Origin of the sequence: Poseidonocella sp. HB161398 (assembly GCF_005870025.1) — a bacterium.
GTDB lineage: Bacteria > Pseudomonadota > Alphaproteobacteria > Rhodobacterales > Rhodobacteraceae > Mangrovicoccus.
On record NZ_VATA01000007.1, the window covers coordinates 95,017 to 113,466 of the forward strand.

20 protein-coding genes are annotated in these 18,450 nt (G+C 69.6%); 5 read left to right on the forward strand and 15 right to left on the reverse strand.

Annotated elements, in window-relative coordinates; genetic code table 11:
- Nucleotides 1-5: 5 nt before the first annotated feature.
- Complete coding sequence (locus tag FGX59_RS07990; protein ID WP_138466004.1) at nt 6-755, reverse strand: SDR family NAD(P)-dependent oxidoreductase; 750 nt, start codon at nt 753-755, stop codon at nt 6-8.
- Nucleotides 756-923: 168 nt separating this feature from the next.
- A complete protein-coding gene (locus FGX59_RS07995) occupies nt 924-1,841 on the reverse strand; it encodes a LysR family transcriptional regulator (RefSeq protein ID WP_138466005.1) in 918 nt (305 codons plus the stop codon).
- 84 nt (nt 1,842-1,925) lie between these two features.
- Between FGX59_RS07995 and FGX59_RS08000 the strand changes: the two genes are divergently transcribed.
- Nucleotides 1,926-2,522 (forward strand): flavin reductase family protein, encoded by a 597-nt coding sequence (locus tag FGX59_RS08000; RefSeq protein ID WP_138466006.1) that lies wholly within the window; start codon nt 1,926-1,928, stop codon nt 2,520-2,522.
- Here the strand turns inward: FGX59_RS08000 and FGX59_RS08005 are convergent.
- The 13 genes from FGX59_RS08005 to FGX59_RS08065 form a co-directional block, all read right to left on the reverse strand.
- Nucleotides 2,512-3,612, reverse strand: coding sequence for an amidase (locus FGX59_RS08005; protein WP_138466007.1), 1,101 nt, complete (start codon nt 3,610-3,612; stop codon nt 2,512-2,514). The two genes, FGX59_RS08000 and FGX59_RS08005, sit on opposite strands and share 11 nt — an antisense overlap.
- A complete protein-coding gene (locus FGX59_RS08010; RefSeq protein WP_138466008.1) occupies nt 3,609-3,830 on the reverse strand; it encodes a hypothetical protein in 222 nt (73 codons plus the stop codon). Before FGX59_RS08010 ends, FGX59_RS08005 begins: the two co-directional genes overlap by 4 nt.
- 10 nt (nt 3,831-3,840) lie before the next feature.
- Nucleotides 3,841-4,416 carry a nuclear transport factor 2 family protein gene (locus FGX59_RS08015; protein ID WP_138466009.1) on the reverse strand — a complete coding sequence of 192 codons (576 nt, stop codon included), beginning with the start codon at nt 4,414-4,416 and terminating at the stop codon, nt 3,841-3,843.
- The gene (locus tag FGX59_RS08020) at nt 4,413-4,931 is read right to left on the reverse strand and encodes a flavin reductase (RefSeq protein ID WP_138466010.1); all 519 of its coding nucleotides are present in this window, start codon (nt 4,929-4,931) and stop codon (nt 4,413-4,415) included. Before FGX59_RS08020 ends, FGX59_RS08015 begins: the two co-directional genes overlap by 4 nt.
- Nucleotides 4,932-4,936: 5 nt before the next feature.
- Nucleotides 4,937-5,884, reverse strand: coding sequence for a PDR/VanB family oxidoreductase (locus tag FGX59_RS08025; protein WP_138466011.1), 948 nt, complete (start codon nt 5,882-5,884; stop codon nt 4,937-4,939).
- 48 nt (nt 5,885-5,932) lie between these two features.
- Nucleotides 5,933-6,421 (reverse strand): aromatic-ring-hydroxylating dioxygenase subunit beta, encoded by a 489-nt coding sequence (locus FGX59_RS08030; protein WP_206078312.1) that lies wholly within the window; start codon nt 6,419-6,421, stop codon nt 5,933-5,935.
- A gap of 9 nt (nt 6,422-6,430) precedes the next feature.
- Complete coding sequence (locus FGX59_RS08035; RefSeq protein WP_138466012.1) at nt 6,431-7,690, reverse strand: Rieske 2Fe-2S domain-containing protein; 1,260 nt, start codon at nt 7,688-7,690, stop codon at nt 6,431-6,433.
- 98 nt (nt 7,691-7,788) lie between these two features.
- The gene (locus FGX59_RS08040; protein ID WP_206078313.1) at nt 7,789-8,595 is read right to left on the reverse strand and encodes an ABC transporter permease; all 807 of its coding nucleotides are present in this window, start codon (nt 8,593-8,595) and stop codon (nt 7,789-7,791) included.
- Nucleotides 8,592-9,389, reverse strand: a complete 798-nt coding sequence (locus tag FGX59_RS08045) for an ABC transporter ATP-binding protein (RefSeq protein WP_138466013.1) — start codon at nt 9,387-9,389, stop codon at nt 8,592-8,594. Before FGX59_RS08045 ends, FGX59_RS08040 begins: the two co-directional genes overlap by 4 nt.
- Nucleotides 9,386-10,342 (reverse strand): ABC transporter substrate-binding protein, encoded by a 957-nt coding sequence (locus FGX59_RS08050; protein ID WP_171060557.1) that lies wholly within the window; start codon nt 10,340-10,342, stop codon nt 9,386-9,388. The genes FGX59_RS08045 and FGX59_RS08050 overlap by 4 nt, the downstream gene beginning before the upstream one ends.
- A gap of 92 nt (nt 10,343-10,434) precedes the next feature.
- Nucleotides 10,435-10,956, reverse strand: coding sequence for a V4R domain-containing protein (locus tag FGX59_RS08055; protein WP_138466015.1), 522 nt, complete (start codon nt 10,954-10,956; stop codon nt 10,435-10,437).
- Complete coding sequence (locus FGX59_RS08060) at nt 10,953-12,149, reverse strand: acyl-CoA dehydrogenase family protein (protein ID WP_138466016.1); 1,197 nt, start codon at nt 12,147-12,149, stop codon at nt 10,953-10,955. Before FGX59_RS08060 ends, FGX59_RS08055 begins: the two co-directional genes overlap by 4 nt.
- A gap of 420 nt (nt 12,150-12,569) precedes the next feature.
- Entirely contained in the window at nt 12,570-14,426 is a 1,857-nt protein-coding gene (locus FGX59_RS08065; protein ID WP_138466017.1) for a sigma 54-interacting transcriptional regulator, read from the reverse strand.
- Nucleotides 14,427-14,632: 206 nt separating this feature from the next.
- On the opposite strand from FGX59_RS08065, the gene FGX59_RS08070 reads away from it, so the two are divergent.
- The 4 genes from FGX59_RS08070 to cynS all read left to right on the forward strand — a co-directional run bounded on the left by FGX59_RS08070 (nt 14,633) and on the right by cynS (nt 18,334).
- Nucleotides 14,633-16,009 carry a CmpA/NrtA family ABC transporter substrate-binding protein gene (locus FGX59_RS08070; RefSeq protein WP_138466018.1) on the forward strand — a complete coding sequence of 459 codons (1,377 nt, stop codon included), beginning with the start codon at nt 14,633-14,635 and terminating at the stop codon, nt 16,007-16,009.
- A gap of 3 nt (nt 16,010-16,012) precedes the next feature.
- The gene (gene ntrB / locus FGX59_RS08075; protein WP_138466019.1) at nt 16,013-16,849 is read left to right on the forward strand and encodes a nitrate ABC transporter permease; all 837 of its coding nucleotides are present in this window, start codon (nt 16,013-16,015) and stop codon (nt 16,847-16,849) included.
- Between the two features lie 10 nt (nt 16,850-16,859).
- Nucleotides 16,860-17,765 carry an ABC transporter ATP-binding protein gene (locus FGX59_RS08080; RefSeq protein WP_138466020.1) on the forward strand — a complete coding sequence of 302 codons (906 nt, stop codon included), beginning with the start codon at nt 16,860-16,862 and terminating at the stop codon, nt 17,763-17,765.
- A 98-nt stretch (nt 17,766-17,863) separates the two neighbouring features.
- Nucleotides 17,864-18,334: a cyanase gene (gene cynS / locus FGX59_RS08085; RefSeq protein ID WP_138466021.1), complete on the forward strand. Its 471-nt coding sequence runs from the start codon at nt 17,864-17,866 to the stop codon at nt 18,332-18,334.
- Nucleotides 18,335-18,450: the final 116 nt, after the last annotated feature.

Genomic DNA, 18,450 nt, shown 5'->3' on the forward strand with positions numbered 1-18,450 from the left:
CCGGGTCAGGCGTAGATGTAGCCGCCCGAGACGATCATGTTCTCGCCGGTCATGTAGGTGTTGCGCGGCCCGCCGGCCATCATCACCCATTGGGCGATTTCCTCCGGCTCGGCGGCGCGGCCGACCGGGCTGGCCTTGGCGAGCTCGGCCAGGAAGCCCGACTGGCGCGCCTTCTCCGTGGCCATGCCCGCGGGCGCCACGGAATTGACCAGGATGCCCTCGGCGGCGACGGCATGGGCCATGCTGCGGGTCAGCGAGGCGACCGCCGCCTTGGTCGCGGCGTAATAGGCGTTCTGCGGATGCGCCTTGAACGCGTCGACCGAGGTGATGTTGACGATCCGCCCGCGCACCAGCCCCTCGGGCGGGCGGGCCTGCATGTGGCGCACCGCGGCGACCATCATGTGGTAGGTGCCCTTGACGTTGACCGCATTGGCCATGTCCCAGTCCTCGTCGCTGATCTCGAGGATCGGGCGGCGCGGATAGACGGCGGCGGAATTGACCAGCGTGTCGATCCGCCCGAGCTTTTCCGCGATCTCGCCGAAGGCGGCATGGCTGGCCTCCGCCGTGCGGATGTCGCAGCCCGCCGAGGCCGCCGGGATCCCCGCGGCCAGCGCAGGCGCCAGTGCCGCCCCGGCGGCCGCGGCGTCGATATCGATCACGCCGATCGCCGATGCGCCCTCCGCCACTGCCATGCTTGCCAGAAGCGCTCCCAGGCCGGCGCCGCCGCCGACGATCAAGACCGACAAATCCTTCATTCCGTCCAACTCTCCTGCTGATGTGATACTCGTGCTCATGGACAGGCACCGGGCGGCCGTGGCGCGGAGGCGCGCGGCCGGGCCCTGATACCGGTCTTAGATCAGGACCATGCCGGGGCAGAATGAAGTTCTTCCATCTTCTGAAGCAACGGATAGCCGCCGCCCCGTTCATCCCGGCGCGAAGATCCCGCGCATCAGCCCGCTGAGCCAGGAAATGCCCGGATCGCTGCGGAAGCCCGAATGGAAATGCGCCCGCACGTCGATGGCCGGCAGCAGCGCGGGCAGGTCGACGGCGCGGAAGTCGCCGCCCGCCACCAGCCGCTCGGCCACCGAGGCGGGATAGATGGCGGCCAGGTCGGTGGCGCGGACGATCTCGGGCAGCACCGAGAAATGCTCGATCTGGGCGCGGATATTGTGCTCCAGGCTGTGCTGCAGCAGGACCGAGCGGACCATCTCGTAGCCGGTCGCCCGCACCGCCACCTCGACGAAGTCGAGCTGGCCGATCGTGGCCTCGGTCAGCGCGCCGCCCTGCCAGGGATGGTCGCGGCGCAGCAGGCACAGGAAGCGGTCCTCGAGCAGGAAATGGCTGTCGAATTCCGGCGGCTGCAGCGCGGGCAGGTAGCCGAAGGCCATGTCGACCTGGCCCGAGCGCAGCCGCGCCTCGATCGTCTCCGCCTCGAGCTGGACCGAGCGGATCCGCACCCCCGGCGCCAGTTCGGTCAGCGGCCCCAGCACCCGCGGCAGCACGTAGCTTTCCGAGATGTCCGACATGGCGATGGTGAAGACCCGGTCCGAGCTGTCCGGGTCGAAGGCGCCATGGCTCGACATGGTTTCGCGCAGGGTGTCGATGCAGGTCTTGAACGGGCCGTAGAGCCGCCGCGCCGCCGCCGTCGGCTCCATCCGCCGCCCGACCCGGGTGAAGAGCGGATCGTCGAACTGCTCGCGCAGCCGGTTCAGCGCATGGCTGACCGCCGGCTGGGTCAGGTGCAGCCGTTCCGCCGCGCCGGTGACCGAGCGCTGTTCCCAGAGCGCCAGGAAGACGCGGACGAGGTTCAGGTCGAAGGTGTTGAAATTAATCCGGCTCATGGGTCTGATTAGGAGAATTCAGTTCATCGATCAACGCGGCTGTCCTAGCGTGCGGCTTCCCAGATGAAGGACGCTGCCCCGCCCATGGATTTCCGTGATTTCGACATGGCTGCGCTTGCCCCGGCCGAGACCTACAAGCTGCTTTCCGGCGCGATCCTGCCGCGGCCGATCGCGCTGGTGACGACCTGCTCGGCAGAGGGCGCGGCGAATGCGGCGCCCTTCAGCTTCTTCGGCGTGCTCGGCCATGACCCCGCGACCGTGGCGCTGGGGATCGAGAAGCGCCCCGATGGCAGGCGCAAGGACACGGCGCGGAACATCCTGGAGACCGGCGCCTTCATCCTGCACATCCCCGATGTCGCCCTGGCCGCGGCGGTGGAGCGGATGGCCGCGCCCGAAGCGCCCGGCGTGGACGAGATCGCGCTGGCCGGGCTGGAGACCCGCCCCGGGCGCCATGTCGCCTGCCCGCGGATCGCCGCGGCGCCGGTGGCACTGGAATGCCGCTTCGTCTCGCAAGTGGATCTGGGCACGGCGCGCGACATCCTGCTGGGCGAGGTGCTGGGCATCTCGATCCGCGCCGATGCGGTCGACGACCGGCACCGCGTGGATGCCGGCCGGATCGACGCGCTGGCGCGGCTGGGCGGGCCGCATTTCGCCACCGTGCGCGACCGCTTCACCCTGTGATCAGCGCGGCGGCGGCGCAGACCAGCGCGTCGCCGCCCTTCGGCCCGACGAGCTGCAGCGAGAGCGGCGCGCCCGCAAGGCTGCCCATCGGCACGGCCAGCGCCGGGTGGCCGATCAGGTTGAAGGCGCGGACATTGCGCGTCACTGCCACGGCCGACGGATCGCGCCGTGCCAGCTCCAGCGACGGCGGCGGGGCGGCGAGCGTCGGCAGGGCGAGGAGGTCCACCGAGGCAAGCGCCGCGTCGATCTCGGCCGTGGCAGCCGCGCGGACGGCCTCGGCCGCTGCCAGGTCCGCCGGGGTCAACTCCGCCCCCGCGCGGATCCGCCCGGCGACATCCGGACTGACAAGACCGGTGGCAAGGAGCGGGCCGAGCGCCGCCCAGTTCTCGGCATTGATGACGGTCAGCCCGGCCTCGAACGCGGCACCGAGCTGCGTCAGCGCCACCTCCGCCACCGTGATCTCCGGCCGGTCGAGCGCGGCGCGCAGGGCCGCCTCGATGGCGGGCTCGGCCTGTCCCGCGATCCAGCCGATCCGCGCGCTGCCGATCCGCTGCGGCGCGAAGCCCGGGGCGAGGACCGACATGGCCCATTGCAGATCGGCAAGCGTCGCCGCGAAGGGGCCGACGCAGTCGAGGCTGCTTTCGGGCGGCATCACGCCCCGGCGGCTGACCAGCCCGAAGCTCGGCTTCATCCCCCAGACGCCGCAGCAGGCGGCGGGGATGCGGACCGAGCCGCCGGTATCCGTGCCGAGCGCCACGCGGGCGCTGCCCTCGGCCACGGCGGCCGCGCTGCCCGAGGAGGAGCCGCCGGGGATCAGCGCGGGAAACTGCGCATTGAGCGCCGTCCCGGCATGGTCGTTGATCCCCGAGACGCCGAAGGCGAGTTCGTGCAGCACCGTCTTGCCGGTGATCCGCGCCCCGGCGGCGAGCATCCGCGCCACCGCCTCGGCATGTTCTTCCGCGGGCGGGGCGTCCGCGAGCGCCGGGCAGCCCGCGCGCGTCGGGCGGCCCTTGATGTCGATCGTGTCCTTGACCGCGACCGGCATCCCGTCGGCGGGCCCCAGCGCGAGCCGCTCCACATAGGTCGTCATGGCCGTGCCCCTTCGGTGATCTCCGCCCCGTCTTCGCGCAGGAAGGCCGCTTCGGCAAGGAACTCCGCCTCGGCCATGCCGAGCGCCAGGACCTCGCCGCCGCGCTCGATCCCGACCCTGAGCATCGCCGTGCCGAACGGGTCGGTCCATTGCTGGATCACCGTGACCTCGGTCCCGCCATAGGCATAGACCTGCCACATCCGGGTGTGATGTCCCATCGCCGCCGCCTCAGGGCTTCATCAGCACGGAGGCCGACGGGTAGTCCGAGGCCCAGGTCGCGGGCAGGGGCGCGACGAAGACGTTCTCGGTGCGGTTGCGGGTGAAACGCCAGACGCCGTCCGCGCATTTGCGGAAGCCGTTGTTCAGCCGCGAGGAGCGCAGCAGCGCCTTGCCGTCGGAGAAGAGCCAGGGCTGCATGTGCACCCACTGCCCCTCGGCGGTCAGCCCGTCGGGGGCGACATGGATCTGCTCGGAGGTCAGGTAGTGGCAGTTCAGGATCAGTGCCGGATCCTGCTTCTGGCCCCAGAACCCTTCGAAATGGCGGCGCACCGCGGCCTTGCCCTCGGCGCGGCCGAACTGGCTGTCGTAGTATTCGCCGACGCCCTCCCAGACGGCCTCCTCGGCGAAGAGCTCCATGATCCGGTCGATCCGCTCCGCGTCATCGCCGACGCCGTATTCCGGCAGCGGGGTGTCGCAGAGGAACATGTAGCGCGCCTGGACGCGGCGCACCTCTGCCTCGGCCTCGAGGATGGCGACGCGGGCGGTCAGCGCGGCGATGGCGGTCTGGGGGTCGGTCAGGGTCATGTCAGGTCCTTCCGGGCGGCATCCGGCCCGAGGCTGTGGAAGTTGCGGTCGAAATAGACGAGGCCGCTGGCGGCCCCGGCAAGGCGGATCTCGGCGACGGCGGCGAAGATCACGCTATGGGTGCCGATCCGGCGCGTGCCGCTGATCCGGCAGTCGAGCGCGACGGCGGCGCCGTCGAGCGCCGGGGCGCCGGTGGCGAGCGCCTGCCAGCTGGCGGCGGCGAAGCGCTCCGCCGGGTCGAGGCCCGGGCGGCCGAAGCGCATGGCCAGGCCGACATGGCCCTCGGCCAGAACGTTCACGCAGAGCGCGCCATTGGCGAGGATCACGTCATGGGCGCTGGAGCGGTGGTTGACGCAGACCAGCAGCGTCGGCGGCGCGTCGGTGACCGAGCAGACGGCAGAGGCGGTGATGCCGTGCCGTCCGGCCGGGCCGTCGGTGGTGACGATATTCACCGCGGCGCCGAGGCGGGACATGGCCGCGCGGAAGCCGGCGGCATCGGGGGCGGGACGGTCCATGGCGCTCACAGGTCGATCACCAGCCGCGGGGTCTTCGCGCGCGAGCAGCACAGCATCATCTGGTCGCCCTCGGCGCGCTCCTCCCCGGTCAGGAAGCTGTCGCGGTGGTCGGGCTCGCCCTCGAGCACGTCGCACAGGCAGGTGCCGCAGATGCCCTGCTCGCAGGAGACATCGACCTTGATGCCGATCGCGGCCAGCGCGGCGACGATGGTCTGGCCCTCGGCGACCTCGATGGTGCGGCCGCTGCGGGCGAGCTCCAGCTCGAAGCTGCCGCCTTGGGCATCGGGCGCGGCGGAGAAGAACTCGCGGTGGATCGCGCCCGGCGCAAAGCCGCCTGCGCGCGCCTGCGCCTCCATGTGCTCCATGAAGCCCGCGGGGCCGCAGATATAGACATGCGCGCCGCTGCCAGGCGCGGGCAGGTCGGTCGCGGGATCGAAGGCCGGGGTGGCCTCGCCCGCATCGGAATGGAGCGTGACCGCAGCCGCGAAGGGCAGCTGTGCGAGCTCGTCGAGGAAGGCGGCCCCGGCCAGCTCGCGGGCGAAATAGTGCAGCGTGAAGGGCGTGCCCGCAGCATGCAGCGCATGGGCCATGGCGATCATCGGCGTGACGCCGATCCCGCCGCCGAGAAGCACCGCCCCGGGCGCCCCCGCGTCGAGCGGGAAGAGGTTGCGCGGCGCGCCGATGCGCACCGTCTGGCCCTGCGCGAAGCCGTCATGGATCGCCGCGGAGCCGCCGCGCGAGGCGGCGTCCTTCAGCACGCCGATGCGGTAGCGGCCGTGCTCGGCCGGATCGCCGCACAGAGAATACTGCCGGGTCAGGCCGGGGGCGATCTCGACATCGATATGGGCGCCGGCCTCGAAGGCGGGCAGGGGCGCGCCGTCGGCGGCGGCGAGATCGAGCACGACGATGTCCCGTCCTTGCGTCTCGCGTCTGGTGATGGTGACGTCAATCATGGGTCGGTCCCTGTCCGGCGACCCCGCAAAGGCGGGGCCGCGGCACTGTCAGAGGATGTAGGAAATGCCCGAAAGCGCGTGGTCGGCATTGATCAGCCGGACCACCTTGCGGAGGATGCGGAAGCTGCCGCCATGGCGCTCGAGGATGAAGTCCAGATCGGCGACATGGGTCTTCAGCCGCTCGCGGCGGTACTCGGTCAGGCTCTGCATGCAGCGCAGCTCCAGCCGGCTGCCGTCATCCGAGACCAGCCGGAAGCGCGACAGCGACCGCACCGTGCGCGCCAGCGGCGAGGCCGAGACGCTGTCCCCGCCGGTCATCCGCTCCACCCGCTTGGCGCGCATCTGGGCATCGTCATAGGCGTAGTTCAGATGCGCGGCGAAATCGGTCGCGGCGGGCTCCACCGGCACGACATAGAGCCCGTCCCCGCTCCACATCCCCAGCCAGTCATCGAATTCGCGGTGGTCGAGCCGGTCGGCCTCGAGCCAGGCATAGGCCATCGCCTCGAACAGCGCCGCGTCCTTCGCTTGGGTCATCATGTCCATCTCTCAGGCCTCCATCATCTTCTTCCATTGCCGGTAGGCGGCGCGCATGCCGATCTCCGAGCTGACATCGCCCTTCACCGTGCCCTCGGGCGTCGGCTCCTCGGTCTCGGTAGAGCGGTTCAGCAGCAGCCACAGATCCTGGCCGCCCTGCGCGCCCTGCTGCACCCGGTCCCAGACCTCGGCATCGTCGGGGCTGCCGAAGCCCATCGGGCCCTGGAAGAACTCGTGGATGCGCAGCCGCTCGCGGTTGGCGATCTCCGGTCCGCCCTCCATGCCGAGCGCGAAATGGCGCACTTCGGTTTCCGTCACCGAGACCGGCTGGAGCACGCGGAAGAAGGCGGCCGAGCAGCCGAGATTGGGGAAGAGGTTGACGTTGAACCCGGCGCCGCCGACCGCGCGGATGATGCGGCGGATCTGGCGTTCCTCATGGCCCTCTTCGCGCAGCGCCTCTGCCAGCCCGGCGAATTTCTCCGGCACCGGCGCGTCGAGGTTCTCCTCCAGGTCGACGAGCTCGGGCATCATGATCATGACCGAATGGCCATTGCCCAGATCCTCGACCCAGCCGCCCTTGTTCATGATGTCGAACTGCTCCTCGGTCTCGACATCGGTCAGCTTGAGGAAGGGCTTGTGGACCAGCGGGAAATGGTAGGCGTCGGTGGTGTTCTCCAGCTGGATCTTCCAGTTGCCGGGGAAGGTGAACCTGTGCTCGCCCTGGGTCTTCACCGGATAGCCGGCGCCCTGCTTCATGAAGAGGTCGATCCATTTCTTCGCCCCGGCCAGGAAGTCCTCCAGCGGCTCGATGCCGTCATTGAAGGTGGCGAAGATCAGGCCGTTGTAGCTTTCGGTGCGCAGCGATTTCAGGCCGAGCTTGCCGCGCTCCAGCTTGCCGGCATAGCTTTCCTCGTAGGGCACGCCGCGCAGGCTGCCGTCGAGCCCGTAGGCCCAGCCGTGATAGGGGCAGACGAAGCTGTTGGTCTTGCCCTTCTTCACCTCGCAGACCGTCGCGGCGCGGTGGCGGCAGCGGTTCAGCAGGACATGGACGTTGCGCTTGCGGTCGCGGGTGACGATGACCGGCTCGGGCCCGACCTTGGCCATCGTGTAGCTGCCGGGATCGGGGATCTCGCTGTCATGGGCGACCCAGACCCAGGTGCGGGCGAAGATCTTCTCCATCTCCTCGTCGAAGAGCGCGGGGTCGGTATAGAGCGTGGTCAGGGCGCGGTCGTCCCGGACGCGCTCGGCGAAGGGCGTGGCGATGTCTTTCATCTTTTGTCCTCGTGTCAGGGGGAAAGGCGGGCAGAGCCTCCCCGTGCGGCGGCCCGGAGGGGCCGCCGGCAAAGCGGGTGGAGAGGAAGGGGGTCAGCTCAGAACAGGAAGCGGGCGAACCACTTGCGGGTGGCCGCGCGGAAGGCGCGGTCGAAGATGTAGCCCAGCACGCCGAGCGCGATGATGCCGACGAAGACCCAGTCGGTCCGGCCGAAATTCCGCGCCGTCCAGATCATCGCGCCGAGCCCGGTCTGGGCCGAGACGATCTCGGCGGAGACCACGGTCAGGAAGGAGTTCCCCATCGCGATCCGCGCGCCGGTGATCATGAAGGGCACGGCGGAAGGGAAGATGACGGTGGTCATCTCGCTCAGCCGGCCCGCCCCCATCGAGCGCGCCGCCTGCAGCCTCAGCGGGTTGACCGCATTCACCCCGGCGATGGTGTTGATCGTGACGATGAAGACCGTGCAGTAGAAGATCAGCGCGATCTTGGTCAGCTCGCCCGGCCCCAGCCAGATGACCGCGAGGGTCACGAAGGCGATCGGCGGGATGAAGCGGAAGAACTCGATCCAGGGATCGCAGACCAGCCGCACGATCTGGAACCGGCCCATGAAGAGGCCGAGCGGCACGCCGATCACGACGCCCGCGACCCAGCCCGCCAGGATCCGCCAGGCGGAAGCGCCGATCGCGGCGAAAAGCGAGCCGTCCATCGCCATCTCGGCCGCCGCGCGGGCGACGGTGGCGGGCGAGGGCAGGAAGAGCGGCGAGGTGTTCGCCGCGCCCAGGTGCCACAGCAGGATGCCGCAGACGACCGAGGCGACGCCGATCAGCACCGGACGCATCTTCGGGCCGAAGGCGAGCCCGGCTAGTCCGCCGCGGGCGGGCGCGTTCTGGGTGGCATCGGTCACGTTGCGGGTTCCTCTTGCTTCAGCCCCTGCTGCTCCAGCGCGCGCTGGACCTCCTCGCCGATATCGTCGCGCAGGCGGCGGAACAGCTCGAGGCATTCGGGGCTGGCCGCATCGCGCGGATGGGCCAGGCTGATCGGTTCGATGGTCTTGATCCCGGCCCGCGGGCCGGCAGTAATCACCACCACGCGGTCGGCGAGCAGGATCGCCTCCCAGATGTCATGGGTGACGAAGACGATGGTGCAGCCAGTGGCCCGCCAGATCCGGTCGAGCTCGGTCTGCAGCACCTCGCGGGTCTGGGCGTCGAGCGCGCCGAAGGGCTCGTCCATCAGCACGACCGAGGGCTCGTTGATCAGCACCCGCGCGATCTGCGCGCGCTGGCGCATGCCGCCCGAAAGCTGCTTGGGGAACTTGTCGGCGGCGTGGCTGAGCCCCACCATGGCGACATAGTGGTCGGCCTTGCGGCGCCGCTCGGGCGCCGGCACCCCGGCGAGCTTCAGCCCGTATTCGACATTCTCGCGGATGGTCAGCCAGGGGAAGAGCACCTCCGCCGACTGGAAGACCACGCCGCGGTCGCGCCCGGGCTCGGTCACCGCCGTGCCGCCGACGGCGATCCCGCCGGAGACCGGCAGGAACCCCGCGATGGCGTTCAGCAGCGTGGACTTGCCGCAACCCGAGGGTCCGAGCAGGCAGACGAACTCGCCCGGGCGGATGTCGAGATTGACGTTCGAGACAATCTGCGCGTCGCCGAAGGAGATGCCGACATGGTCGAGCCTGATCTGGGCGCCGCGGCTCATGCCTCGTCCTTCCAGAAGCCGCGCTGCATGGCGTCCTGCCAGGGCACCAGCGCGTCGGTGACGCCATTTGCGGCCAGGAAGCCGGCGATGCCCGCGAAACTCTCGTAATCCGCGTCGGTGAAGTCCCTGACCAGCAGCGTCATGTCCTGCGAGACCTTGAGCGTGGTCTCGACCGGGATGCGGGTCTCGGCCTTGACGCCCTTGGCGGCGCGCTCGGGATCGCTCCGGGTGATCTCGCTGGCCCGCGCCACGGCGCGCAGCACGGCCTGAAGCGCCGCGGGGTCGCTTTCCAGCATCGCCGCGGAGGCCGTCGCCCAGATCGTGTCGGTATAGCCCACGTCGCGCGAGGTCAGCGCGATATGCGCGCCCTGCGCCACGGCGGTGGAGGGCCAGGGCTCCCAGGCGAAGAAGGCGTCGATATCGCCGCGCACCAGCAGCGCCGGCAGTTCGGGCGGGCCCGAGGGCACCATCGCGACCGAAGCCGGATCCAGATCGAAGGCCTTCATCGTCAGCCCCGCGCAGTAATCCGCGATCGAGCCCGGCACGGTGCCGAACTTGCGGATCTGCGACGGGTCCCCGATGCCCTCGCGCAGCGCGAGCTTGACGTAGCGCCCCGAGGTGTAGACCACCGCCAGCGGCCGCAGCTCGGCGCGGTTCATCCGCACCATGATCGTCGATTCCGAGGCCGCCGCCAGATCGGCCTGGCCCGCGACCAGCGCGTTCATCGCCTCGCCGCCGCCGGAATAGGTCTGCAGCTTCACCTTCACGCCCTCCTCCTCGAAGAAGCCCTCGTGCCGGGCGACGAAGAAGCCGGCGAAGACCGGGTCGGAGCCGACGGCGATGCGGATGGCGGGGGCGGCGGCCAGCGCCGGGGCTGCGGGCAGGAAACCGGTTGCGGCCAGTCCGGCCGAGGAGGCAAGCACGGCGCGCCGGGAGATCAGCGATTTGGTCATGTCATGTCCTGTTGGTATCTTGTCTGGGAAGAGGTCTGTCTTGGTCTTGTCTCTGTCCTGGAGCCCGGGGCCGCGGCGGTCCCGGGCGGGTGTCATCCGGTGACGGCGAAGCGGCAGGGGCCCTCGCCGGTGACGGCGCGGCACCGGGTCTCCGCCACCTCGGCGCGGTCGCAGCCGAGCAGAAGGGGTCCGATCGCCGCCAGCATGCCGCGGACCGGGGCGCAGACGGGCGCACCCGCCCGGCCGATCCCCGCCGCGAAGGGGCTGTTGGCGACCGTCACCTCGATCCGGCGCGGGCCCTGGCGCGCGAAGCTCCAGACGCCCCAGCCGAGATCGGCGGAGGTGGCGGCGATGACCTGCATCATCGCCTCCGGATCGGCGGCGCCGCTGTCGCGGTAGGCCGCGGCCGAGCGCCCGCCATGTTCGGCCACCGAGGCCGCCAGCGCCTCGAGCGCCGGGGCGCGGTGCTCGGGCGCGAGCCGGGCGAAGAGCCCCATCAGCGCGTCGGGCCGCATCATCAGGTAGCGGATCGCCCCGTCGCGCAGCTCGCCCGCGGCCCGGTCGACCGCCAGCCGGGCGTGGAAGCCCGCCGCCAGATCGAGGGTGCCGTTCACGGGTAGCCCGCCGGGGCGGGCATCCCCGCCAGAACGGCGCCGGCATTCTCGATCGTCTGGTCGTTCAGCGCGGCATGCTGGGTGACGACGAGGCAGTCGCGCAGGATGCGCTGCATCGGGTGGCCCTCCTGGATAGAGGCCATCCCCGAGATGCGGAAGCAGGCCTGGATCGCCTCGGCCGAGGCGCGCGCGGCATGGCTCGCGGAGAGCCGCAGCAGGTTGTTGGTCTCGAGCGTGACCTCCTCGCGTCCCGCGAGCTCGTCCCAGGCCTGTTCGGCCATCTCGTAGTAGAGCGAGCGCGCGGCGCGGACCCTGGCCTCGCTTTCTGCCAGGCCGGAGCGGAAATAGCCGCGCTCGGCCAGCCGTGCGGCCCCGGGCATCAGCTTGGCGCCCCCCGCCATCCCGGCCGCGAGGTCGAGCGCGGCGCGCGCCAGGCCCAGATTGCAGGCGGCATGGACCTGCGCCTGGTAGGCCAGCGGCGGGTAGCGGTAGAGCCGGTCGGCGAAGATGCCCTGCGAGCCGCGGGCGCAGGTCCAGGCATCGGCATAGACCTTGTCCGTGACCACCGTGTCATGGCTGCCGGTGCCCAGCATGCCCATCACGTCCCAGGTCTCGACAATCTCGACCTCGGCGGCGGGCGCCACTGCCATCAGCACCTGCGGCGCGCCGCCCTCGGCGCTGCCGCCGGTGATGCCGACGCCGATCCAGTCTGCGCCCATGCAGCCGGAGGCGAATTTCCACCGCCCCGAGACCTTCCAGCCGCCCTCGACGCGCTCGGCCTTCTGCAGCGGGTAGAGCCCGCCGGCATAGACCTGGTCGGGACCGCCGGCGTAGATCTCGGCCTGGGTCTCCTCGGGCAGGGCGGCGATATAGGTATTGGCCGAGCCGAAGGCGGCGACCCAGGCGGCGGAGCCGTCGGCCTCGCCGATCTTCTCCACCATCTTCAGGAAATGGTGCGGCGCCATCGCGTCGCCGCCGAATTTCGAGGGGGTCGCGGCGCGGAAGATGCGCGCGGCCTTCATCTTGGCGACGATGTCGCGCGGCACGTGGCGGCCCTTGTGGATCTCGTCTCGGCGGGCGCGGATCTCGGCCAGCAGCTCGTGGAAGGCGGGCGTCTCGGTCAGCCGCGAGAGATCGGCCTCTCCGGCCGCCCCGTCTCCGGCCACGGGCCGCGCCACATTGATCTTGTTCATGTTCAACCCCGTGTTGTCGCTTGATGTGGATCAAGGCGCAGGAGGTCGAATTAATGAAATGACTTGTTATAATTTACAGAATGCACCAGATTAATTCCATGGCGAGCCCCGGGATGCCCAAGGCCCGGGCAAGGCCTGCCGCCCGGCGGGCGCGGCGCGGCTTTTGCAAATGAAATCAGGCTGTCTCCGGCGGTCCCTGCCGCCGGATAGCGGGCCTCCGTCAAAGGGGCCGGCCGGGCAGGGTATAGCGGGACGGCGCGCCCGGCATGCCATGCAATCCGCGCGAGACTGCCCGGAAAACGACCTGGGTGATGCATATTTGAGCTGGACCGGCAAAGGACGCCGGCATCGGCGGACTGCCGGCCTGGCCCGGCCGCCGCGCCCTTCTGCGGGGAATCGCGCCGCGGGTCCCGGCGCCCGTCAGGCCCAGTCCGACGCCGCGATGCCGTAGGCCTTCATCCGCGAATAGAGCGTCGTCGGCTTCACCCCGAGAAGCGCCGCCGCGCCGGAGGCGCCCGAGATGCGGCCGCCGGTCTCGCGCAGCGCCGCGATCAGGTTGGCGCGCAGGAGCTCCTGCATCTGCGCCTCGCTGCGGTAGCCGGCCACGGGCGCGCGCGGCCCGGCCCCGGACTGGGCCAGCTCGATCACCAGCTTGGCATCCTTCGAGACGATCGCCGCGCGCTCCATCACGTTGTGCAGCTCGCGGACATTGCCCGGCCAGTCATAGGCCTGCAGCTGCTGGATCGCGCGCTCGGTGACGACCGGCATGGCGCGGTTGAGCCGGCGGCAGGCGATCTCCAGCAGATGCGTCGCCAGCAGCGGGATGTCCTCGGGCCGCTCGCGCAGCGGCAGGCAGGCGATCGGGAAGACGTTGAAGAACATGTAGAGATCCTCGCGCAGCTTGCCGCTGCGGCGCAGCTCCTCGCCGGGCAGGGAGGTGGCGGCGATCACCCGCAGCTCCAGCGGCTTCTCGCGCGTGTCCCCCAGCCGCGTGACCGCGCCGCTCTGCAGCGCGTGCAGCAGCTTGCCCTGGATGTCGAGCGGCAGCTCGCCGGCATCATCGAGGAAAAGCGTGCCGCCATGGGCCAGCTCCAGCTTGCCGGGCTTGTCGCGGGTGGCGCCGTTCGGGGCGCCGCGCACCTGGCCGAAGAGCTCGGCCTCGACCTCCTCGGGCGCGACCGAGGTGCATTTGAACTGGATCAGCGGCCGCCGCGACCGCGCGCTGGCCTTGTGGATCTCGGTCGCCACCAGCCCCTTGCCGGTGCCCGCCTCGCCGGTAATCAGCACGGTCGCATCCGTTCGGGCCACCAGGTCAATCCGCGCCACCACCTGCCGGATCCCCGCCGAGCGGCCGATGATGGCGTGATGCGCCCGCTCGCTGGTGATCGCCTCCTGCAGATAGGCATTCTCCTGCTCCAGCCGGTCGCGCAGCGCCGCCACCTCGCCGAGCGCCTCGCGCAGCTTCCGCTCGTTCTCGTGGCGCTCGGTGATGTCGCGGAAGATGACGACGGCCCCGGCCAGCACGCGCTGGTCGTAGATCGGGGTGGAGACGTATTCGACCCGGATCGGCCGCCCGTCCTTGCGCCAGAACACCTCGTCCCCGATGCGGTTGACCTGCTCGAAGCGGAAGGAGCGGTAGATCGGGCAGTGCTGCGCGGAATACGCCTCGCCGTTCAGATGGTGGTGGTGGATCTTCGAATGGATGTCGCTGCCCAGCAGATCCTCGCTGGTCCAGCCCAGCATCTCCTGCGCGGCGCGGTTGACGAAGGTGGTCTTGCCCTCGGCATTCACCCCGTAGATGCCTTCGCCCGCGGCGTTGAGGATCAGCTGGTTCTGTCGCTCCAGCTCGGAGAAGAAGCCCTCGGCGCGCTTCCATTCATGCACGCCCGCCCGCTGCAGCTCGGCGGCCTCGGCGATCTGGGTGCGGGCCTCGAAGGCCTCGAGATCGATCAGCATCAGCAGCAGGATCCCCGGCCTGCCGGGCAGGTGGCGGCCGCGCATCTCGCAGCGCCGGGCGGGCTGTCCCTGCGGCGTGACCGAGATCTCGCGGGTCCAGCCCTCGCCGCGGTGGTCGACCTCTTCGACGAAGACGACAAAGCGCGGCAGGTCGGCGCCGACGAAGGCCGAGAAGGCCGGTCGCTCCTGCGGGCCGAGCCCGAGCAGCCGCGCGGCGTGGTCGTTCCAGCCGATGATCCGGTCGGCGGCGGTGTCGAGCATCAGCGCGGCCTCGGGCAGCGCGGCGATCAGGGAATCGGGAGCAGGGGCGTCTGCGGTCATGGCGGCAGGCTATTGCCGCGGCGCGGCGGGAGGTAACGAAATCTCGTAAATTACGACATCTCGTAATTCACGGGACAGGAGCGTTCCCGCAACCAACGGAAATCAGTAGGTTTATTCCTGTGCGCAAATATTAATCATGCTCTATCGGCGCCTGTTTCGTCTCGGCACGATGGGATCAAGCAATGACAGAACAGGGGAGTGCGAAGATGACGACCAAGAGCCTCGGAGACCCGTTTTCCGCCGGAACCGACCTGCGTCACGGCGCGGATTGCGGCTGCGGCGACTGCGCCCGGCACGGCGCCCCGCAGGCGGCACCGGCCATGTCGCGCGACGAGATGCTGGAGCGCGCGGTCGAGAGCGCGGTGGTCCGTTCGGTCTTCGGCCAGAGCGAGATCGGCCGGCGCTCCTTCATGGGGATGCTCGGCGGCGGCACGGTGGCCGCGGCGCTGGCCTCGGTCTTCCCGCTCGAGGCCGCCAAGGCCGCCATCCTCGACGAGCTCGGCCCGCCGGAGAAGACCGACCTGAATATCGGCTTCGTGCCGATCACCTGCGCCACGCCGATCATCATGGCGCAGCCGATGGGATTCTACGAAAGGCACGGGCTGAACGCCAAGGTCATCAAGACGGCCGGCTGGGCGGTGGCGCGCGACAAGTCGCTTTCGGGGGAATACGATGCCAGCCACATGCTGACGCCGATGCCGCTGGCGATGACGCTGGGCGCGGGCTCGGTCGCGGCGCCCTACATCATGCCCGCGGTCGAGAACATCAACGGCCAGGCGATCGTGCTGTCGAACGAGCATCTCGACAAGCGCGACCCCAAGCAGTGGAAGGGCTTCACCTTCGGCGTGCCCTTCGAATACTCGATGCACAATTTCCTGCTGCGCTACTACGTGGCCGAGCACGGGCTCGACCCGGATGTCGACATCCAGATCCGCGTGGTGCCGCCGCCCGAAATGGTCGCCAACCTGCGGGCGGGCAATCTCGACGGCTATCTCTCGCCCGACCCGTTCAACCAGCGCGCCGTCTGGGAGAAGATCGGCTTCATCCACACCCTGACCAAGGACATCTGGGAGGGCCATCCCTGCTGCGCCTTCGCCGCGCCGGCGAGCTTCGCGACCGAGCTGCCGAACACCTACGGGGCGCTGCTGAAATCCATCATCGACGCGACGCAATACGCGTCCGACCCCGAGAACCGCAAGGAGATCTCCGAGGCGATCGCCCCGGCGAACTACCTCAACCAGCCGGTGCCGGTGATCGAGCAGGTGCTGACCGGGACCTATGCCGACGGGCTGGGCGAAGTGAAGCGCGTGCCCGACCGGATCGATTTCGACCCCTTCCCCTGGCATTCGATGGGCGTGTGGATCCTGACCCAGATGAAGCGCTGGGGCTATATCGAGGGCGATGTCGACTATGCCGGGGTGGCCGAGCAGGTCTATCTGGCCGCCGATGCGAAGAAGGTGATGAACGAGCTGGGCTATGACGCGCCCGACATCACCTACAAGTCGCACACGATCATGGGCAAGACCTTCGACCCGGCCGATCCCGAAGGCTACGTGGCGAGCTTCGCCATCGGGAAGAGCTGAGCGATGGGCCCGTCGCTCTCCGTGAACCAGCGGGCGATGGTGCTGTCCGTCGCCATGCTGATCGTCGGCCTCCTCGTCTGGGAGGCAGCCATTCCCGCCCAGGAAGCGGCGGGCGAGCTGACCGAATACGAGCGGCTGACCGGCGGCGGCGCGCCGAAGGCCGGGGTGCCGCCGCCCTCGCAGGTCCTCGCCAAGGCCTGGGAGCAGCTCTCGGATCCGTTCTACGATGCCGGGCCGAACGACAAGGGCATCGGCATCCAGATCGGCTATTCGATCTACCGCGTGCTGACGGGCTATGTCCTGGCCGCGCTGGTCGCGATCCCGGCGGGATTCCTGATCGGCATGAGCCAGGTCGCCTACAAGGCGTTCAACCCCTTCATCCAGGTGCTGCGGCCGATCTCGCCGCTGGCCTGGATGCCGCTGGCGCTTTTCGTGATCCAGGACAGCGAGGCCAGCGCGATCTTCGTGATCTTCATCTGCTCGATCTGGCCGATGCTGATCAACACCGCCTTCGGCGTGGCCGGGGTGCGCAGCGACTGGATCAACGTGGCGCGCACCCACGAGCTGGGCAGCCTGCGCACCGCCTTCGCCGTGATCCTGCCCGCCGCGGCGCCCACCATCATCACCGGCATGCGCATCTCCATCGGCATCGCCTGGCTGGTGATCGTCGCCGCCGAGATGCTCGTCGGCGGGACCGGCATCGGCTACTACGTCTGGAACGAGTGGAACAATCTCGACCTGACCTCGGTGATCTTCTCGATCCTGGTGATCGGCGTCGTCGGCATGCTGCTCGACGCGGCTTTCGGCATCCTCCAGCGCGCCGTCGCCTACGCGGAATAGGAGCAGGCACATGTCCAGACCGTTTCTTTCGATCGAGAACCTGACCCAGACTTTCCCGGACGGGAAGGGCGGGCAGCTGACCGTCTTCGAGAAGGCCAGCTTCGGCATCGAGAAGGGCGAGTTCGTCTGCATCCTCGGCCATTCCGGCTGCGGCAAGTCGACGATCATGAACATCCTCGCCGGGCTCGCCGAGCCCAGCTCGGGCGTGGTCAAGATGGACGGCTACGAGGTCTCGGGCCCGTCGCTCGACCGCGGGGTGGTGTTCCAGAACTACTCGCTGCTGCCCTGGCTCTCGACGCTGAAGAACGTGACCTTCGGCGTGCGCGCCCGCTATCCGGACTGGCCGAAGGCCAAGGTCGAAGAGCACGCCCGCGCCTATCTGGCGATGGTCGGGCTCGAGGGCGACACGATCCACCGCAAGCCCTCGCAGCTTTCGGGCGGCATGCGCCAGCGGGTCTCGATCGCACGGGCCTTCGCCAACCACCCCAAGCTCCTGCTGCTCGACGAGCCCTTCGGCGCGCTCGATGCGCTGACCCGCGGCACGATCCAGGACGAGCTGCTGAAGATCTGGGGCGGCACCAGGCAGACGGTGTTCATGATCACCCATGACATCGACGAGGCGATCCTGCTGGCCGACCGCATCCTGCTGATGACGAACGGGCCCTATGCGCGGGTGGCGGAGTCGGTGGAGATCACCATCCCGCGGCCGCGCAGCCGCACCGGGATCGTCGAGCATCCGAACTACTACGCGATCCGAAACCATCTGGTGCAGTTCCTCGGCCACCGCTCGAAGGAGCTGGCCGGGCGCTCCGACGCCCCGGCCGCCCCGCCCGAGCGGGTGGTGATCGACCGCACCGCGCCCGGGGCCGATCCGGACCCCGAGGCCGCGAGGCGGCTGCGCGCCGTCAATGACTGATGCCCCCGCCGCGCGCGCGGCGGCATCGAGCTACCGCAGGGCCCGGCCTGCCCGGGCCGTTCCCGCCCCCATCCAGCGACCCGAAGAGGAGGACCCAAATGAAGGACACGATCGAGGTGCCGACCATGCTGACCAAGGAAGACGTGACGATGATGATCCTCTCGGCCAGGAAGCAGGCCGGGATGACCTGGGAGGGCATCGCCGAGAAGATCGGCATGTCGCCGGTCTGGACCCATTCCGCCTGCATGGGGATGAATGCCTTCCCCGCCGAGAAGGCGGCGCTGCTCGTCACCGCGATGGGCCTGCCGCAGGAGGCCGCCTCCGTGCTGGAGGAGCCGCCCACCAAGGTCTGGGAGCAGTCCGTGCCGACCGATCCCTGCATCTACCGCTTCTACGAGATCGTCGGCGTCTACGGTCCCACGCTCAAGGCGCTGATCGAGGAGAAATTCGGCACCGGCATCATGTCGGCGATCGATTTCGACATGCAGGTGACCCGCGTGCCCAACCCCAAGGGCGACCGCGTCAAGGTCGAGATGTCCGGCAAGTACCTGGCCTATAACGCCTGGTAGGCCCCGGCCGGCCGCCCGCACCGGGCAGCCCCCGATCCGTTCCGCGGCGCCCCGGGCATGTCCCGCGGGCGCCGCTTTCCATTCTGCGCGCTTGTCTGGGCGCTTGCGACTCAGAT

What these genes read in the sequence shown, in the direction of transcription:
- ntrB (WP_138466019.1), top strand. Translation starts at nt 16,013, where the DNA reads ATGGGCCCGTCGCTCTCCGTGAACCAGCGGGCGATGGTGCTGTCCGTC.
- cynS (WP_138466021.1), top strand. Translation starts at nt 17,864, where the DNA reads ATGAAGGACACGATCGAGGTGCCGACCATGCTGACCAAGGAAGACGTG.
- FGX59_RS08000 (WP_138466006.1), top strand. Translation starts at nt 1,926, where the DNA reads ATGGATTTCCGTGATTTCGACATGGCTGCGCTTGCCCCGGCCGAGACC.
- FGX59_RS08010 (WP_138466008.1), bottom strand. Translation starts at nt 3,830, where the DNA reads ATGGGACATCACACCCGGATGTGGCAGGTCTATGCCTATGGCGGGACC.
- FGX59_RS08015 (WP_138466009.1), bottom strand. Translation starts at nt 4,416, where the DNA reads ATGACCCTGACCGACCCCCAGACCGCCATCGCCGCGCTGACCGCCCGC.
- FGX59_RS08065 (WP_138466017.1), bottom strand. Translation starts at nt 14,426, where the DNA reads ATGACCGCAGACGCCCCTGCTCCCGATTCCCTGATCGCCGCGCTGCCC.
- FGX59_RS08080 (WP_138466020.1), top strand. Translation starts at nt 16,860, where the DNA reads ATGTCCAGACCGTTTCTTTCGATCGAGAACCTGACCCAGACTTTCCCG.
- FGX59_RS08030 (WP_206078312.1), bottom strand. Translation starts at nt 6,421, where the DNA reads ATGATGACCCAAGCGAAGGACGCGGCGCTGTTCGAGGCGATGGCCTAT.
- FGX59_RS08045 (WP_138466013.1), bottom strand. Translation starts at nt 9,389, where the DNA reads ATGAGCCGCGGCGCCCAGATCAGGCTCGACCATGTCGGCATCTCCTTC.
- FGX59_RS08070 (WP_138466018.1), top strand. Translation starts at nt 14,633, where the DNA reads ATGACGACCAAGAGCCTCGGAGACCCGTTTTCCGCCGGAACCGACCTG.
- FGX59_RS08035 (WP_138466012.1), bottom strand. Translation starts at nt 7,690, where the DNA reads ATGAAAGACATCGCCACGCCCTTCGCCGAGCGCGTCCGGGACGACCGC.
- FGX59_RS08025 (WP_138466011.1), bottom strand. Translation starts at nt 5,884, where the DNA reads ATGATTGACGTCACCATCACCAGACGCGAGACGCAAGGACGGGACATC.
- FGX59_RS08020 (WP_138466010.1), bottom strand. Translation starts at nt 4,931, where the DNA reads ATGGACCGTCCCGCCCCCGATGCCGCCGGCTTCCGCGCGGCCATGTCC.
- FGX59_RS07990 (WP_138466004.1), bottom strand. Translation starts at nt 755, where the DNA reads ATGAAGGATTTGTCGGTCTTGATCGTCGGCGGCGGCGCCGGCCTGGGA.
- FGX59_RS08050 (WP_171060557.1), bottom strand. Translation starts at nt 10,342, where the DNA reads ATGACCAAATCGCTGATCTCCCGGCGCGCCGTGCTTGCCTCCTCGGCC.
- FGX59_RS07995 (WP_138466005.1), bottom strand. Translation starts at nt 1,841, where the DNA reads ATGAGCCGGATTAATTTCAACACCTTCGACCTGAACCTCGTCCGCGTC.
- FGX59_RS08005 (WP_138466007.1), bottom strand. Translation starts at nt 3,612, where the DNA reads ATGACGACCTATGTGGAGCGGCTCGCGCTGGGGCCCGCCGACGGGATG.
- FGX59_RS08060 (WP_138466016.1), bottom strand. Translation starts at nt 12,149, where the DNA reads ATGAACAAGATCAATGTGGCGCGGCCCGTGGCCGGAGACGGGGCGGCC.